The organism is Brevundimonas mediterranea (genome assembly GCF_011064825.1).
GTDB classification, from domain to species: domain Bacteria; phylum Pseudomonadota; class Alphaproteobacteria; order Caulobacterales; family Caulobacteraceae; genus Brevundimonas; species Brevundimonas mediterranea_A.
Genome location: NZ_CP048751.1, coordinates 356064 through 372022, shown reverse-complemented (window position 1 = coordinate 372022; position 15959 = coordinate 356064). Strand labels below are relative to the sequence as shown.

At 67.4% G+C, this 15959-nt stretch carries 16 protein-coding genes; 7 read left to right on the top strand and 9 right to left on the bottom strand.

Translation table 11 applies throughout. The features are described from left to right. Positions 1-71: 71 nt before the first annotated feature. Genes aat through aroQ form a run of 5 tightly spaced genes read right to left on the bottom strand, consistent with a single transcriptional unit; the run spans position 72 to position 4143 of the window. On the bottom strand, positions 72-758 hold the full coding sequence (aat, locus tag GYM46_RS01820; protein ID WP_008261491.1) for a leucyl/phenylalanyl-tRNA--protein transferase: 687 nt from the start codon (positions 756-758) through the stop codon (positions 72-74). Beyond that, complete coding sequence (locus GYM46_RS01815; protein ID WP_008258939.1) at positions 755-1771, bottom strand: 2-hydroxyacid dehydrogenase; 1017 nt, start codon at positions 1769-1771, stop codon at positions 755-757. Before GYM46_RS01815 ends, aat begins: the two co-directional genes overlap by 4 nt. Before the next feature lie 27 nt (positions 1772-1798). Continuing rightward, positions 1799-3151: an acetyl-CoA carboxylase biotin carboxylase subunit gene (gene accC / locus GYM46_RS01810; RefSeq protein WP_008263785.1), complete on the bottom strand. Its 1353-nt coding sequence runs from the start codon at positions 3149-3151 to the stop codon at positions 1799-1801. Between the two features lie 9 nt (positions 3152-3160). Further along, a complete protein-coding gene (accB, locus tag GYM46_RS01805; RefSeq protein WP_008260433.1) occupies positions 3161-3649 on the bottom strand; it encodes an acetyl-CoA carboxylase biotin carboxyl carrier protein in 489 nt (162 codons plus the stop codon). 47 nt (positions 3650-3696) lie between these two features. Then, positions 3697-4143, bottom strand: a complete 447-nt coding sequence (gene aroQ, locus GYM46_RS01800) for a type II 3-dehydroquinate dehydratase (RefSeq protein WP_008260693.1) — start codon at positions 4141-4143, stop codon at positions 3697-3699. A gap of 115 nt (positions 4144-4258) precedes the next feature. Here aroQ and thiS point away from each other — a divergent pair, with 115 nt between their 5' ends. After that, positions 4259-4456 carry a sulfur carrier protein ThiS gene (thiS, locus tag GYM46_RS01795; protein ID WP_008263357.1) on the top strand — a complete coding sequence of 66 codons (198 nt, stop codon included), beginning with the start codon at positions 4259-4261 and terminating at the stop codon, positions 4454-4456. Between the two features lie 61 nt (positions 4457-4517). Beyond that, positions 4518-5300 (top strand): HisA/HisF-related TIM barrel protein, encoded by a 783-nt coding sequence (locus GYM46_RS01790; protein ID WP_008259767.1) that lies wholly within the window; start codon positions 4518-4520, stop codon positions 5298-5300. 180 nt (positions 5301-5480) lie between these two features. On the opposite strand, the gene GYM46_RS01785 is transcribed toward GYM46_RS01790, so the two are convergent. Next, positions 5481-6230 (bottom strand): tRNA1(Val) (adenine(37)-N6)-methyltransferase, encoded by a 750-nt coding sequence (locus tag GYM46_RS01785; RefSeq protein ID WP_008259558.1) that lies wholly within the window; start codon positions 6228-6230, stop codon positions 5481-5483. A 130-nt stretch (positions 6231-6360) separates the two neighbouring features. Here GYM46_RS01785 and GYM46_RS01780 point away from each other — a divergent pair, with 130 nt between their 5' ends. Then, positions 6361-7377 carry a polyprenyl synthetase family protein gene (locus GYM46_RS01780; RefSeq protein ID WP_156796409.1) on the top strand — a complete coding sequence of 339 codons (1017 nt, stop codon included), beginning with the start codon at positions 6361-6363 and terminating at the stop codon, positions 7375-7377. Beyond that, positions 7367-8020, top strand: a complete 654-nt coding sequence (locus tag GYM46_RS01775; RefSeq protein ID WP_008260651.1) for a squalene/phytoene synthase family protein — start codon at positions 7367-7369, stop codon at positions 8018-8020. Before GYM46_RS01780 ends, GYM46_RS01775 begins: the two co-directional genes overlap by 11 nt. Here the strand turns inward: GYM46_RS01775 and trmFO are convergent. After that, positions 8017-9411: a methylenetetrahydrofolate--tRNA-(uracil(54)-C(5))-methyltransferase (FADH(2)-oxidizing) TrmFO gene (gene trmFO / locus GYM46_RS01770; protein WP_008262591.1), complete on the bottom strand. Its 1395-nt coding sequence runs from the start codon at positions 9409-9411 to the stop codon at positions 8017-8019. The two genes, GYM46_RS01775 and trmFO, sit on opposite strands and share 4 nt — an antisense overlap. A gap of 71 nt (positions 9412-9482) precedes the next feature. On the opposite strand from trmFO, the gene GYM46_RS01765 reads away from it, so the two are divergent. From GYM46_RS01765 to GYM46_RS01755, 3 genes are read left to right on the top strand one after another with little or no spacing between them, the layout of a single operon-like run. Beyond that, positions 9483-10286, top strand: a complete 804-nt coding sequence (locus GYM46_RS01765) for a hypothetical protein (protein ID WP_008262343.1) — start codon at positions 9483-9485, stop codon at positions 10284-10286. Continuing rightward, complete coding sequence (locus GYM46_RS01760) at positions 10279-11262, top strand: hypothetical protein (RefSeq protein ID WP_008260448.1); 984 nt, start codon at positions 10279-10281, stop codon at positions 11260-11262. The genes GYM46_RS01765 and GYM46_RS01760 overlap by 8 nt, the downstream gene beginning before the upstream one ends. 29 nt (positions 11263-11291) lie before the next feature. After that, a complete protein-coding gene (locus GYM46_RS01755; RefSeq protein ID WP_008259866.1) occupies positions 11292-12173 on the top strand; it encodes a hypothetical protein in 882 nt (293 codons plus the stop codon). 28 nt (positions 12174-12201) lie between these two features. On the opposite strand, the gene uvrA is transcribed toward GYM46_RS01755, so the two are convergent. Together uvrA and GYM46_RS01745 are read right to left on the bottom strand one after the other, a co-directional pair. Then, positions 12202-15147, bottom strand: coding sequence for an excinuclease ABC subunit UvrA (gene uvrA, locus GYM46_RS01750; RefSeq protein ID WP_008262110.1), 2946 nt, complete (start codon positions 15145-15147; stop codon positions 12202-12204). Positions 15148-15274: 127 nt separating this feature from the next. After that, positions 15275-15769 carry a group III truncated hemoglobin gene (locus tag GYM46_RS01745; RefSeq protein ID WP_008260352.1) on the bottom strand — a complete coding sequence of 165 codons (495 nt, stop codon included), beginning with the start codon at positions 15767-15769 and terminating at the stop codon, positions 15275-15277. Positions 15770-15959: the final 190 nt, after the last annotated feature.

Genomic DNA, 15959 nt, shown 5'->3' with positions numbered 1-15959 from the left:
AGGCGCCGCATTCTCGGGCAAGCCAGCCCGGCCTTGTCCGGACACCGCGCCCATCTTGTCCGGACAGGGCTTCAGGCCGGTCTTAAGGCCCAGTCCACCGCCTCGGCCCCCGTCATCGGCGCGATCAGGACGGTCTCGTCCACCGTCCCCTTCAACGCGGGTTTCAGCCGTCGCAGATAGGCCGCCTGGGGCGTCTCCACCGCGCCGAACTGGCTGAGGTGGTCGGTCAGGAACTGGGCGTCCAGCAGGGTCCAGCCGCCTTTTCTCAGGCGCGCGACCAGATGGACCAGCGCCACCTTGGAGGCGTCGCGTTCGCGGCTGAACATGCTCTCGCCGAAGAAGGCGCCGCCCACGGAGACGCCGTAAAGGCCGCCGGCCAGCCGCTCGTCCTTCCAGCATTCGACCGAATGGACGAAGCCCTGGGCGAACAGGGCGGCGTACAGGCGCCGGATCGGCGCGTTGATCCAGGTGTCCTCGCGCTCGGGCCCCTGGGCCGCCGCGCAGCCGTCCAGCACGGCCTCGAAGGCGGTGTCGATCCGCACCTCGAACGGTTCGCCGCGCACGGTGCGGCGCAGGCGTGTGGGGATGTGGAAGCCGTCCAGGGGGATGACGCCGCGCTGCTCGGGCTCGATGATGAAGACGCGCGGATCGTCGCGCGAATCGGCCATCGGGAACACGCCCCGGGCGTAGCACCCCAGCAGGTCCTCGGGGCCGAAGCCGTCGGAAGGCCCTTGGGCGCTGTAGTCGGGCTCGTTCATGGGGCGGGGCGGATCTGGTCGGCGGTGACGCGATTGGCGGGGACGCGTCCGGCCTCGATCTCGGTCAGGCCCGACAGGGTGGTCACGGCGATGGCTGTCAGCGCTTCTTCGGTCAGGAAGGCCTGGTGGCCTGTGACCAGGACATTGGGGAAGGTCAGCAGGCGCTGGAATACATCGTCCTGAATGATCTCGTTCGACAGGTCCTCGAAGAACAGGTCGCCTTCCTGCTCATAGACGTCCAGGGCGACGCCGCCGACACGATGGTTCTTCAGCGCGTCGATCAGGGCCTGGGTGTCGATCAGGGCGCCCCGGCTGGTGTTGACGATCATCACCCGCGGCCGCGCCGCCGCCAGTGTCGGGCCGTCGATCAGGTGGCGCGTGTCCGGCGTCAGCGGGCAGTGCAGGCTGATGATGTCGGACTGGCGCAGCAGGGTCTCGCGATCGACGTAGCGGACGCCGGTCTGGGTCAGGGCCGGATCCTCGACCACATCATGGGCCAGCACCTCGCAGCCGAAACCCAGTTTCAGCGCCCGCGCAACCAAGGCGCCGATGCGGCCCGTGCCGACGACCCCGGCCGCCCGGCCCGACAGGTTGCGGCCGATCAGACCGTCCAGGGCGAAGTTGTTCTCGCGCACCCGGGCCGAGGCGCGGGGGATGTTGCGGTTCATCGCCAGCAGCAGGCCCAGGGTGAACTCCGCCACCGCCTCGGGCGAATAGGCCGGCACGCGGATGACGGTCAGGCCCAGGGCCTCGGCGGCGCGCAGATCGACATTGTTATAGCCGGCGCAGCGCAGGGCCACGGCGCGCACCCCGCCTTGCGCCAGTCGGGTCAGGGCGGGGGCGTCCAGCCGGTCGTTGACGAAGACGCAGACGGCGTCGAAACCGTCGGCCAGGGGCGCGGTGGTCTCGTCCAGCCTCGCCTCGAACCAGCTCAGGTCGTGGCCGAAGTCGGCATTGGCGAGATCGAGGAACCGGCGGTCATAGGCCTTGGTCGCAAAGACCGCGATACGCATGGGCCGGTTCCTCTGATCAAGCGGGCGTCAGGCGTCGCCCTTCTGACGGGCGGCCCACTTCTCCAGCCAATGGATGTCATAGTCGCCGGACAGGATGTCGGGCTCCTGCAACAGCTTCTGGAACAGGGGGATGGTGGTGTCGACGCCGCCGATGACGATCTCGTTCAACGACCGCTTCAGGCGGGCGATGGCCTCTTCGCGGTCGCGGCCGTGGACGATCAGCTTGCCGATCAGGCTGTCGTAATAGGGCGGGATCGAATAGCCGGCGTAGATGGCGCTATCCAGCCGCACGCCCAGGCCGCCGGGGGCGTGGAAGTCGGTGATCTTGCCCGGCGACGGGGTGAAGGTCTCCGGGTTCTCGGCGTTGATCCGCACCTCGATGGCGTGGCCCTGGAACTTGATGTCCTCCTGGGTGAAGGACAGGGGCAGGCCGGCGGCGATGCGGACCTGTTCGCGGACCAGATCGACGCCGGTGATCATTTCCGTAACCGGATGCTCGACTTGCAGGCGGGTGTTCATCTCGATGAAGAAGAACTCGCCGTCCTCCCACAGGAATTCGATGGTGCCGACGCCCAGATAGCCGATGGCGGCGATGGCCTTGTTGACCGTCTCGCCGATCTTCTTGCGACCCTCGGCCGACAGGGCGGGCGAGGGGGCTTCTTCCAGCACCTTCTGGTGACGGCGTTGCAGCGAGCAGTCGCGTTCGCCCAGGTGCACGACATTGCCGTGGCTGTCGGCGATGACCTGGATCTCGATGTGGCGCGGCTTCTGGAGATAGCGCTCCATATAGACGGCGCCGTTGCCGAAGGCGGCCTTGGCCTCAGACTGGGCGGTCTGCACCGCCTCGACCAGATCATCAGCCGTCAGGGCCACCTTCATGCCCCGTCCGCCGCCGCCCGCCGCCGCCTTGACGATCAGGGGGAAGCCGATGGCCTTGGAGGCCTCGATCGCCGCCTCGACGGTCTCGACCTCGCCCTTGGAGCCGGGAACCACCGGGATGCCGGCGTCCATGACGGTCTGTTTGGCGCTGATCTTGTCGCCCATGACCCGGATATGTTCGGGCTTGGGGCCGATGAAGGTCATGCCGTGGGCCTCGACGATCTCGGCGAAGCGGGCGTTCTCGGACAGGAAGCCGTAACCGGGGTGGATCGCCTGGGCGCCGGTGATCTCGGCCGCCGCGATGATCGAGGGGATGTTCAGATACGACTTGGCCGCCGAGGCGGGGCCGATGCAGACGCTTTCGTCGGCCAGCCGCACCCACATGGCGCCGCGGTCGGCCTCCGAGTGCACGGCGACGGTGGAGATGCCCATCTCCTTGCACGCGCGGTGGATGCGCAGCGCGATCTCGCCGCGGTTGGCGATCAGGACTTTGGTGAACATCAGGGCGCCTTAGGCTTCCAGCAGGACGAGGGGCTCGCCGAACTCGACCGGCTGGGCGTCGCCGACCAGGATCTCGACCACCACGCCGTCGCGCGGGGCCTGGATCGGGTTCATGGTCTTCATGGCCTCGACGATCAGCAGGGTCTGGCCCTTCTTGACCTTGTCGCCCGGCTGGACGAAGGGCGGCGCCTCCGGCGAAGCCTGCAGATAGGCGGTGCCGACCATCGGCGACTTCACCTCTTCGCCGGCGCGGGCGACGATGGTGGCCGGGTCCGACGGCATGGAGACCGGCGCAGCGGCGGCCACGGGCGCAGCGGCCGGAGCGGGGGCGGCGGCGTACTGGACCGGGGCGGCGTGCATGGTGATTTCGCGGGCCACGCGGATGCGCAGCTCGCCGCGCTCGACCTCGACCTCGGTCAGGTCGGTTTCGTTCAGGATCTCGGCCAGCTGGCGAACCAGGGCGGCGTCGATCTCGGCGTGTTTCTTGTCATCGGCCATTGCGTTGCGCCTTTGTCTTTCGTCTTGGAATGCGAACGGGTCGGCCCTCAGGCGCGTTCCCGAACCTTGGTGAGAGCCGCCTGGACGGCCAGTTCATAGCCGACCGCGCCGAAACCGGCGATGACGCCGGTCGCCGCGGACGACACATAGGAGTGATGACGGAACGCCTCGCGCGCCGCCGGATTGGACAGATGGAGCTCGATCACCGGGATCGACAACGTCTTCAATGCGTCGTGCAGGGCGACCGACGTGTGGCCATAGGCCGCCGGATTGATGATCAGGGCTTGCGCGCTCTCACGCGCCTCCTGGATCCAGTCGACCAGGACGCCTTCGTGGTTGGTCTGGCGGAACACGATCCGGGCGTCGCCCGCGGCCTTCATACAGCGCTGTTCGATGTCCGCGAGGGTGTCGCGACCATAGATTTCCGGCTCCCTCACCCCGAGAAGGTTGAGATTGGGGCCGTTCAGCACATAGATGACGGACGTGTCGGACATCGGTTCTCGAATCGAGGCTCCGGAATCGGGCGACCTCTGACGGTTCAGGGGCGGCCTTGTAGCTTAGGCGCGGCGCGGGTCAAAGCGCAGCGTGGAAACGGGTTGACCTAACGTCATGCGCATTCAAGTCAACGGTGATCAACGCGAAGTCTACGCCGCGACCATATTGGACCTGGTCCAGGAACTGGCGCTGGACCCCCGCAAGGTGGCGGTCGAGCGTAATCTGGAGATCGTGCCCCGGTCGCTGCACGCCGTCACCGCCCTGGCCGAGGGAGACCGGATCGAACTGGTCCAGTTCGTCGGCGGGGGGTGATCCCGATCAAAAGCGGCAACGGCGCTTTCCCTTGTGGCCGGGGAGGATTAGGTCACCACCCATGACCGATACAACCAACTCCACTTGGTCCGTCGCCGGCCGCACCTTTACCTCGCGCCTGATCGTGGGCACCGGCAAATACGCCGACTACGCCCAGAACGCCGCCGCCGCCGAGGCGGCGGGGGCCGAGATCGTGACCGTGGCCGTGCGCCGGGTGAACCTGACCGATCCGAACCAGCCGATGCTGGTCGACTATGTGAAGCCCGACCGGTTCACCTTCCTGCCCAACACCGCCGGCTGTTTCACCGGCGAGGACGCGGTGCGCACCCTGCGCCTGGCGCGCGAGGCGGGGGGCTGGAGCCTGGTCAAGCTGGAGGTGCTGTCCAACACCGCTCACCTGTATCCCGACATGATCGAGACGCTGCGGGCGCTGGACCTGCTGATCAAGGACGGGTTCGACGTCATGGTCTATTGCACCGACGACGTGGTGATGGCCAAGCGGCTGGAAGACGCCGGGGCCGCCGCCATCATGCCCGCCGCCGCGCCGATCGGCTCAGGCCTGGGCATCCAGAACGAGGTCAATGTCCGCCTCATCGTCGAACAGGCCAAGGTGCCGGTTCTGGTGGACGCCGGGGTGGGTACGGCCTCGGACGCGACCCGGGCGATGGAGCTGGGCTGTGACGCCGTGCTGATGAACACCGCAATCGCCGGGGCCAAGGATCCGATCCGCATGGCGCGGGCGATGAAGCATGCGGTGATCGCGGGGCGTGACGCCTATCTGGCGGGGCGGATGCCGAAGCGGATGTATGCGGATCCGTCCTCGCCGCTGGCGGGTTTGATTTAGGGAACTTCATAGACCCTCTCCCGCTTGCGGGAGAGGTGTCGCGTCGATCGGCGAAGCCGATCCAGCGACGGAGAGGGAAGTCTCGTCCAGAAGATGACTTCCCCCATCGTCAGGCGTGTCGCTACGCGCCACGACCTGACACTTCCCCCGCAAGCGGGGGAAGATCGCGGGCGCCAGACCCTACCACCCCAGCGCCGCCTCGCCCCGCAGGATCGCCTCGGCCTCGGGCGTGTGTTTGGCCCCTGAGCGGTCGTGCAGCACCAGGGGCGGAAGCAGGCGCAGGGGGGCCTTGCCGGTCTTGATCGCTTGGACCAGCACGCGTTTGGCCGGTTCGTCGGCGAAGGGCTGGACCGGGCGGATGGCGAAGGAGCCGGCCTTTTCGCCCAGCAGGGTCAGCAGGTCCGCCAGACGGTCGGCCCGGTGGATGATCACGATCCGGCCGCCCTCGCGCACCGCTTTCAGCAGCAGGCCGGTCCAGGCGGACAGGCCGTCGTCGGCCATCCAGGCGCCCTGTTTGCCGGGCGCCGGGGCGCGCAGGGCGCCGGGGTCGTCGAAGAAGGGCGGGTTCGACACGGCCCAGTCGAACGGGGGCAGGTCCAAAGGACGGAACCCGTCGGCCACGTCGCCGTCGAAAATCCTGATTCGATCAGCAGATTGATTCAGGTCGGCATTCTCGCGCGCGAGGCCAGCGGCGACCGAATCGCGCTCCAGCCCGGTCAGCGAAACTCCGGCATGACGGGCCGCGATCTGCATCAGCACGGCCCCGGCGCCGCAGCCCGCCTCGAACAGGCGGTCGCCAGAACGGGGAGCGACGGCGGCGGCCAACAAGGCTGCGTCCATGCCCGCCCGATAGCCGCGTGCGGGCTGACGCAGGCGGACACGCCCGTCCAGAAGAGCGTTCTCGACGACATCCGGGGCGGCGGGAGCCATGTCCAAGCCTCAATCTCCTTGACCCTCCGTGGGCCTATCACCATTGTGCGCGGCATCGCGATCCGGCAAGCGGACGCGGTCGGAATTGCCTGACGCGGCCCAGGTCGCGCGACGTGTGAAAGAATATCCCTTGGACGCAGTCCTCGCCGCCTCTCCCCGTCCGAAGGGGGATGTGAACGCCCTCGTCCGGCTGGCCGGAACCGACATGGCCGAGGTGGATGCATTGATCATCGATCGGATGCAGTCGGATGTGCCGATCATCCCCAAACTGGCCGAACACCTGGTTTCGGCCGGGGGCAAGCGCCTGCGGCCCCTGCTGACCGTCGCAGCCGCCCGCGCCTCTGGCACCGAGGGCGACATCCTGTCGCCGAAGAAGCTGGCCGCCGCGGTCGAGTTCATCCACACAGCCACCCTGTTGCACGACGACATCGTCGACGCCTCCGAACTGCGGCGCGGCAAGGTCGCGGCCCACCTGATCTGGGGCGCGCCCACCAGTGTTCTGGTCGGCGACTTCCTGTTCGCCCGCGCCTTCGAACTGATGGTCGAGACCGATTCGATGCGCGCCCTGGGCATCCTGGCCCAGGCGTCGCGGGTGATCTCGGAAGGCGAGGTGCTGCAACTGACGCGCGCCCACGACCTGAACCTGGACCAGGCCACCTATCTGCAGATCATCTCGGCCAAGACCGCCGAACTGTTCGCCGCCGCCGCCGAGGCAGGGGCCGTGGGCGCCGGGGCAGACGCCGCCGCGACCGCCGCCCTGCGCGACTACGGCATGGCCCTGGGCATCGCCTTCCAGCTGGCCGACGACGCCCTGGACTATGGCGCGACCGCCGAGGCCCTCGGCAAGAACGCCGGCGACGACTTCAACGAGGGCAAGGCCACCCTGCCGCTGCTGCTGGCGGTGGCCCGCACTCGGGGTCGCGAGGACGATTTCTGGGAGCGGACCGTGACCAAGGGCGAGCGCACGCCCGAGGACTTCGCCCGCGCCCGCGAACTGGTTGTTGGTTCCGGCGCCATCGGCGCGACCCTGGATCTGGCCGGCGACTACGCCGATCAGGCCAAGGCCGCCCTTTCGGTCCTGCCGGCGTCGGACTGGCGCGCGGCCCTGGAAGACCTGGCCGATTTTGCCGTTTCGCGTGCCGCCTGAACCCGATCCGGCGGCGGTGGCGGGAACCCTGGACGCCCAGGTTCGCGCCGCCGATCTGGACCGCTGGCTGTCCACCCGCCTGGTCGCCGACGCGCGCGCCCGCGCCGATCTGATCACGCTCTACGCCTTCGAGGCCGAGCTGATGTCGATCCCCGCGCGCGTGACCCAGCCCTTGCTGGCCGAGATGCGCTACACTTGGTGGGCGGAACAGCTGGACGGGGTCTTCGCCGGGATCCCCCGCAAGGGCCATCCGGTGCTGGAGGCCCTGACCGACCTGGTCGTCCGCCACGCCCTGGACCGCGCCCCCCTCGACGCCCTGATCGAGGCCCACATCGGCCGCGTCCACGGCGAGCCGCATGACCTGGACGCCTTCTACGTCGGTCCGATGCAGGCGGCGGTCCAGGTGCTGGCCGGTCCGGGTCATGCCGACAAGGTGGTCGAGGCCGGGCGGGTGCGGGGGCTGGGCCAAGTCGGACGGGCCGACGAGGCGAAGGCCGCGCGGCCCAAGGCCAACGCCGCCTTGAAGGGCTTGCCGACCGAGGGGTTCCCGGCCGTGGCCTCGGCCGCCCTGACGACGCCCGACGAGCCGGAACCGGTCAAGCGCCTGCGACTGATCTGGGCGACGGTGCGCGGACGGGTTTAGCCCGCGTCCCGCCAGGCCTTCAGGCTTTCCATCGCCCGGATGCTCTGCAGCCGCTTCTTGGCCCGGCCGCGTTCCTTCGGGTGGATGCGTTTGCCGTCTTCATCGACCTTGGGGGCCTCAAGCGGGGGCAGCAGGCCGTAGTTGATGTTCATCGGCTGGAATTTCGAGCCTTCCAGGTGTCCGCCGGTGATGTGCTCGACCAGGGCGCCCATGGCGGTCTCGGGCGGGGGCGCGGACACATCGCGGCCCAGAGCCTGGGCGGCGGCGAGGCGGCCGGTCAGCAGGCCCATGGCGGCGCTTTCGACATAGCCTTCGACCCCGGTCACCTGGCCGGCGAAGCGTAGGCGGGGCATGGCCTTGAGCCGCAACTGCTTGTCCAGCAGCTGGGGGCTGTTCAGATAGGTGTTGCGGTGCAGGCCGCCCAGACGCGCGAACTGGGCGTTCTGGAGGCCAGGGATCATGCGGAAGACCTCGGCCTGGACGCCGTGCTTCAGCTTGGTCTGGAAGCCGACCATGTTGAACAACGTACCCAGCGCATTGTCCTGCCGCAGTTGGACGATAGCGTATGACTTAACCTGTGGGTCGCGCGGGTTGGTCAGGCCGACCGGCTTCATCGGCCCATGGCGCAGGGTCTCGCGGCCGCGTTCGGCCATGACCTCGATCGGCAGGCAGCCGTCGAAATAGGGCACGTGCTCCCAGTCCTTGAACTCGGCCTTGGGGCTGTTCAGCAGGGCGTCGATGAAGGCCTCGTACTGGGGCTTGTCCATCGGGCAGTTGACGTAGGCGGCGGCGTCTCCGCCCGGGCCTTCCTTGTCATAGCGCGACTGACGCCAGGCGATGTCGAAATCGATGCTGTCGGCATGGACGATGGGGGCGATGGCGTCGAAGAAGCTGAGGCTTTCCTCGCCCGTCGCCTTCAGGATGGCCTCGGCCAGGGCGGGCGAGGTCAGGGGGCCAGTGGCGACGATGACATTGTCCCACTCCTGCGGCGGCAGGCCGGCGATCTCTTCGCGGACGATGGTGATCAGCGGGTGGGCCGCCAGCTTCGCCGTCACGGCGGCGGAGAAGGCGTCGCGGTCCACGGCCAGGGCGCCGCCTGCCGGCACCTGATTGACGTCGCCACAGGCCATGATGATCGAGTCCAGCGCCCGCATCTCGGCGTGCAGCAGGCCGACGGCGTTGTATTCCCAATCGTCCGACCGGAAGGAGTTGGAGCAGACCAGTTCGGCCAGGCCGTCGGTCTGGTGAGCGTCGGTCTTCACGCCGGGCACGCCGCGCATCTCGTGCAGGATCACGGACACGCCGGCCTGGGCGATCTGCCAGGCGGCCTCCGAGCCGGCGAGGCCGCCGCCGATGACGTGAATAGGGGAAGGAGAGGGGGAAGCAGTCATCGCGGCCTTCTAGCGGTCGTCTGGCGTGATGTCATGATCCCCTGCTATGTCTGAGGCGGGGATATGGGGCGATGATCGTGACGAACGACAGGCGATTGCGGCTGGGCGAGGCGCTGAAGGCGTCGGTCGTCGGCCTGGCCAGGGCGTGGCGTTGGGCCTGGGGCGCCATGGCGGTCTGCGCCCTTGTGTGGGCCGTGCGACCCTTCATGGTTGGCGTCCTGGGCTGGGTTTGGGCGGCGGCGGCGTTGGTCGCCGGCCTCATCCTGATCGGCGCCCTGGCGCGCACGGCGGTCAGCGACGACCGAAACGACGCCCGGCGGCTGGGCCTGGGGGCGGCGGGTCTGCAACTGGGTTTGCCTGAACTGCGCCTGCTGGGCGCCGCCCTGCTGTGTTCGGTCTTCATGGCCATGATCCTGTCGGTCGTGGCCCTGGTGCTGCTGGCCGTGTTCGGCATGGCCGAGCTGAACCCCGAGGCGATCCGCCTGCGGGACTGGGCGGCGGTGGGGCCGATCTGGAAACTGGTCCTGCTGGCGGTCGTGACCCTGCTGGCCTTCTACGGCGTGCTGGTGATGGTCGTGCGCCTGTCGCTGTTCGCCCCGGCCACCCTGGGGCGCGGACACATGGTGTCCCTGAACAGTATGGGGATCGCCCAGGGCAGTTTCTGGCCGTTGCTGGGCGGACTGATCGTGGTCGTGGGCCTGCCGATCCTGGGACTGCTGATCCTGACGGGGGCGGGCCTGCCATCCGGCGTGGCGACGTGGATCGTGTGGGCGGTGGTGATCTCCGCGTTCGAGGCGCCCCTGGCGCTGGCTTTCCTGGGTGCGGCCTATCGCAGACTCGAGTACTGGACACCGCAAGGAGCCCCCCATGACTGAGACATTTTCCATCGGCGAGGCCATGGCGACGCCGGGTCGGGTCATCCGGCGGCATCCGCTGGCGGTCTTCGTCTGGGGTTTTGTGATGATGGCTTATAGCCTGGGGGGCGCGGCCCTGATGTTCGGCACCCTGGCCAACCTGCCGCTGGGCGAAGGCGCCGAGCCGCCGCCCGAGATGTTAGGGCAGATGATCGCGTTTCAAGGCGTGTCCATGCTGCTGAATGTCGGCCAGATGCTGTTGGCGGTGGTCATCTGGGCCGCGACCATGCGGGCGACGCTGATGATCGGACGGCTGGACCGGTATTTCTTCATGCGGATCGGGATAGATGAACTGCGTCTGGCGGTGGTAGCTTTGGCCTTGTTTCTGGGGCCATATATCGTCGTCTTTTTTCTTGTTCTCTTTTGGGGCGGGTTAAGTGCCCTGTTGTTCTTGACGAACTATTTGGGTCCCAAGCCTCTATTGGAAACAGTTGAGGGGCTTTTGGCTGTTGTTTTGACAATCACCCTGATCGCGGCGGTCGCCGTGGCCATGGCGCGTTTGTCCCTGATCGCCCCGGCGACGATAATGCTGAAGCGGTTCGCCTTCGTCGAAGGCTGGACGCTGGGCAAGCGCCGGACCCTGCCGTTGCTGGGCCTGCTGGTCTGCACCTGGCTGGTCTATCTGGTCGTCTATTTCGTCCTGGCCTTTGTCGTGATCGTCGCCCTGTTCGCCAGCGGTGTTCTCGCGGACATCACGGCCCAGTCGCCTCCCGCCACCCTGGGCGAGCTGTTTCCATCGCCGCCGGTGTTGGCGACGGTGGCCGGGCTGATGCTTGTGCCCGGCGGCTTTGTTTATGGGGCGGTCATGACCCTGCTCAGCGCGCCCTTCGCCTCCGCCTGCCGTCAGCTTCTGGATGGGCCGTCCGGCGCCATGTTCGCCGCAGCGACGTCGCCCGCCGCCACCTCGGCGGGCGACGCGGCCGACACGATGGTCTAGGATCGCGCCAATCTGATCTGGAGTGCAGCATGAGCTTTTCCGCCACCGACGCGGCGTTCGAAGGATTTCGGGTGGTGCGTCGCCATCCGGTGACAGCCCTGATCTGGGGCCTGGCCTATCTGGTCCTGTATGTGGCGACCTTCGGTCTGGGCGCCGGCCAATGGGCCGCGATCATGGCCTCGGCCCAAACGCTGGAACAGTCGTCCGATCCGTCGCCTGAGGAGATGATGGCCCTGGGGCAGGCCTATATGGGCCTGCTCGTCTGGTTGGCGCCCCTGGGCCTGGTGATCGGGGCTGTGCTCAGCGCCGCCGTGGCGCGGTCGGTGCTGCGGCCCGCCGAGAACGCCTGGGGCTATCTGCGGTTGGGCATGGACGAGGTTCGGGTGTTTGCGGTCACGCTGGCGATCGGGGTGATCGTCGGGCTTTTGTGCGGGGTGCTTTCCGCCATCGTCGTGACCGTGTTCGGCCTCGGGGTCGCCTCGGGTCAGGCGGTCATGTATCTGCTCGCCTTGATCCTGGGCCTGGCCGCAGCGGCTCTCGTGATCTGGCTTTCGATCAAGCTCTGCCTGGCCGTGCCGATGACGATCGACCGGCGCAAGTTCACCCTGTTCGAGTCGTTCAAGGCCACCAACGGCCAGTTCTGGCCCCTGCTGGGCATGACGATCATCGCCGTGATCATGAGCCTGATCGTCAGCATTCTTGGCACGATCATCAGCGCGGGCACGGATCTTGCGACCGGCGGCATCTCTGTTCTGGCGGGCATGGACGGCCTGTCCACCCTGGATGTCCTGGCGCGCGCCTGGCCCGCCATCCTGGTCTGGTCCGTGGTCAACGCCCTGATCTCCGCCCTGCAGCTGGCGGTGCTCTATGCGCCCTTCTCGGCGGCGTGGCAGGGTCTGCGGGACCGCTGAACCGACCCGCAAACCGGCGGTGAAGGCGTCAGGCCGACGCCTTCACCCGCTTCTTCTTCACAGGTTCACCCACCGACCCACCAAGCGTCGCGACCCGCGCCTTGCGGCGGGTCTCGTGCCGGTCCAGCACCTCCTTGAGGTATTTGCCGGTCCAGCTGGCGGCGTTGTCCGCCACCTGTTCCGGCGTGCCGACCGCGACGATCTCGCCGCCGCCGTCGCCGCCTTCGGGGCCGAAGTCGAGCAGGTAGTCGGCGACCTTGATGACATCCAGATTGTGCTCGATCACCACGATGGTGTTGCCGGCCTCGACCAGTTCCTGCAGCACTTCCAGCAGCTTTCTCGTATCCTCGAAGTGCAGGCCGGTGGTCGGCTCGTCGAGGATGTAGAGGGTGCGGCCCGTGGCCCGTTTCGACAGTTCCTTGGACAGCTTGACCCGCTGGGCCTCGCCACCCGACAGGGTGGTCGCCGGCTGGCCGACCTTGACGTAGCCCAGGCCCACCCGTTCCAGCGTCAGCATCTTGTCGCGGATCGGCGGCACGGCCTTGAAGAAGGTCGCGGCCTCCTCGACCGTCATGTCCAGCACGTCCGAGATGGACTTGCCCTTGAACACGATCTCCAGCGTCTCGCGATTGTAGCGTTTGCCCTTGCAGACGTCGCAGGTGACATAGACGTCGGGCAGGAAGTGCATCTCGATCTTGATGACGCCGTCGCCCTGGCAGGCCTCGCAGCGGCCGCCCTTGACGTTGAAGCTGAACCGGCCGGGGCCGTAGCCGCGCGCCTTTGATTCCGGCAGGCCGGCGTACCAGTCGCGGATCGGGCCGAAGGCGCCGGTGTAGGTGGCCGGGTTCGAGCGCGGGGTGCGGCCGATGGGCGACTGGTCGATGTCGATGACCTTGTCGAAATGCTCCAGCCCCTCGATCCGGTCGAAGGGGGCGGGGGCTTCCGACGCATTGTTCAGGCGGCGCGCGGCGGCCTTGTACAGGGTCTCGATGGTGAAGGTGGACTTGCCGCCGCCGGACACGCCGGTGATGCAGGTGAAGACGCCGACGGGGATTTCACCCGTGACGCTCTTCAGATTATTGCCGCTGGCGCCGCTGATCTTCAGCATCCGCTTGCGGTCGATCGGCCGTCGGCCGTCGGCGGGGATTTCGATCTCGCGTTCGCCGGTCAGGTATTTGCCCGTCAGCGATTTCGGATTGGCCATGACCTGGGCCGGCGTGCCCTCGGCGCAGACCTCGCCGCCGTGGACGCCGGCGGCCGGGCCCATGTCGATGACATAGTCGGCGGTCAGAATGGCTTCCTCGTCATGCTCGACCACCAGGACCGAATTGCCCAGGTCGCGCAGTCCCTTCAGGCTTTCCAGCAGGCGGGTGTTGTCGCGCTGGTGCAGGCCGATGGAGGGTTCGTCCAGAACATAGAGGACGCCGGTCAGGCCGGAGCCGATCTGCGACGCCAGACGGATGCGCTGGCTCTCGCCGCCCGACAGGGTGCCGGAGGCGCGCGACAGTGACAGATAGTCGAGGCCGACGTTGTTCAGGAACCGCAGCCGGTCGCCGATCTCCTTCAGGATGCGCCGGCCGATCTCCATCTGCTTATCGCTGAGCGCCTCGGGCAGGGCCTGGACCCAGTCGTAGGCCTTCTTGATCGACAGGGTGGAGACGTCGGCGATGTCCTGGCCCCCGACCTTGACCGCCAGGGCCTCGGGCTTCAGCCGTTTGCCGTGGCAGGCGTCGCAGGGCGTTTCGGACTGATAACGGGCCAGTTCCTCGCGCACCCAGGCGCTGTCGGTCTCGCGCCAGCGACGCTCCAGGTTCGGCAGCACGCCCTCGAACGGCTTGGAGACCTCATATTTGCGGGCGTTGTCGTCATAGGTGAACTTGATCTTCTCGGCGCCGGTTCCATAAAGGATCGCCTTGTGGGCCTGGGCCGGAAGCTCGCGCCAGGCCACGTCCATCGAGAAGCCGTAGTGGCGGCTGAGCGACTGAAGCGTCTGGGTGTAGAGGGGCGAGGGACCGCGCGCCCAAGGGGCGACCGCGCCCTTGTGCAGTGTCTTGTCGCGGTCCGGGATCACCAGGTCGGCGTCGAAGGCCAGTTTGACCCCCAGGCCGTCGCAGACCGGGCAAGCGCCGAAGGGGTTGTTGAACGAGAACAGCCGCGGCTCGATCTCAGAGATGGTGAAGCCTGACACCGGACAGGCGAACCGTTCGGAGAACAGCAGGCTGCGCGGCGCCGTCTCGCCCTCGGCCGTGCTGGCCCATTCGGCATTGGCGATGCCGTCGGCCAGACCCAGGGCGGTCTGAAGACTGTCGGCGTAGCGGGCTTCCTGGTCAGGCTTGGTGACGATCCGGTCCACGACGATGTCGATGTCGTGCTTGAACTTCTTGTCCAGGGTCGGGGCTTCGTCGATCGGATAGAATTGCCCGTCGATCTTCAGCCGCTGGAAGCCCTGGCGCTGCCATTCGGCGATTTCCTTCTTGTACTCGCCCTTCCTGCCCCGAACGACGGGGGCCAGCAGCAGGATGCGTTCGCCATCCGGCAGGGCGACCAGCTTGTCGACCATCTGGCTGATGGTCTGGCTCTCGATCGGAAGGCCGGTGGCGGGCGAATAGGGCACGCCCACCCGCGCCCACAGCAGGCGCATATAGTCGTGGATCTCGGTCACCGTGCCGACGGTCGAGCGTGGGTTCTTGGACGTCGTCTTCTGTTCGATGGAGATGGCCGGCGACAGGCCCTCGATCAGGTCCACGTCCGGCTTGCCCATCAGCTCCAGGAACTGACGGGCATAGGCCGACAGGCTCTCGACATAGCGACGCTGGCCCTCGGCGTAGATGGTGTCGAACGCCAGGGACGACTTGCCCGAGCCCGACAGGCCGGTCATCACCACCAGCTGTTCGCGCGGGATATCGAGGTCCACGCCCTTGAGATTATGCTCGCGGGCGCCGCGAACGCGGATGAAGTTGTGCTTTTCGGTCATGCTGTCCGGGAACGCGGGAAGGGCCGGGCGGGTCCGGCGCGACATCGCTATATGGGGATGAATCGCGCGATTGAAGCAAGAACAATGTGGGAACATTTCGGCGCCTGGCGTACTCAGGCCCGGTGACTTACTCCGGCGTCCACGCCTGCGTAGTCCGCACGAACCGTTCGCCCTTGGCCAGCATCACCCCGCTGGCGGTGGCGACGCCCAGTTCCAGGCTTTCGGCGATGCGGCGGGCGCGTTCGATGAAGTGGTCGGCGGCGACGGGCGGGCAAAGGTCGCGGGCCGTCTCGGCGAAAACCTCCTGCCAGCGATCGAAATGGCGGGCGTCGATGGGCAGGGGCAGGTGTTTCGGCATCGGCCGGCCCTGATAGACGCCGGTCGACAGGGCGACCGACGACCAGAACAACTTCATCTGGCCCAGATGCGGACCCCAGTCCGTGATGCGGTCGGCGAAGATCGGACCGATCAGACGGTCGTCGCGGACGCGGGCGTAGAAGGTCTCGACCAGGGCGTCGATCATCGCCTCGTCTATGCCGGTCTCGTCGCGCAAACGCTGGACGGCGGCTTCGCGGCGCGCGGCGGCGCCGGCGGGGTCTTCGATGCGGAAACGGCTTTCCATGGAGCCGTCCTAGCGGTCTGGCGAGCAGATCGCTACTGGACCGACGGTCCACCCTGGAAGGGAGGGTTCACGCGGCCGTGTTCGCTTCAGGGGCGACGCGGACTTGCACATCGCACAAATACGACCCATCCTCTTGTCTCTGACGAGTTTTGAGCAGGAGGCTCGAAGATCATGATCATCGCACTGGCAA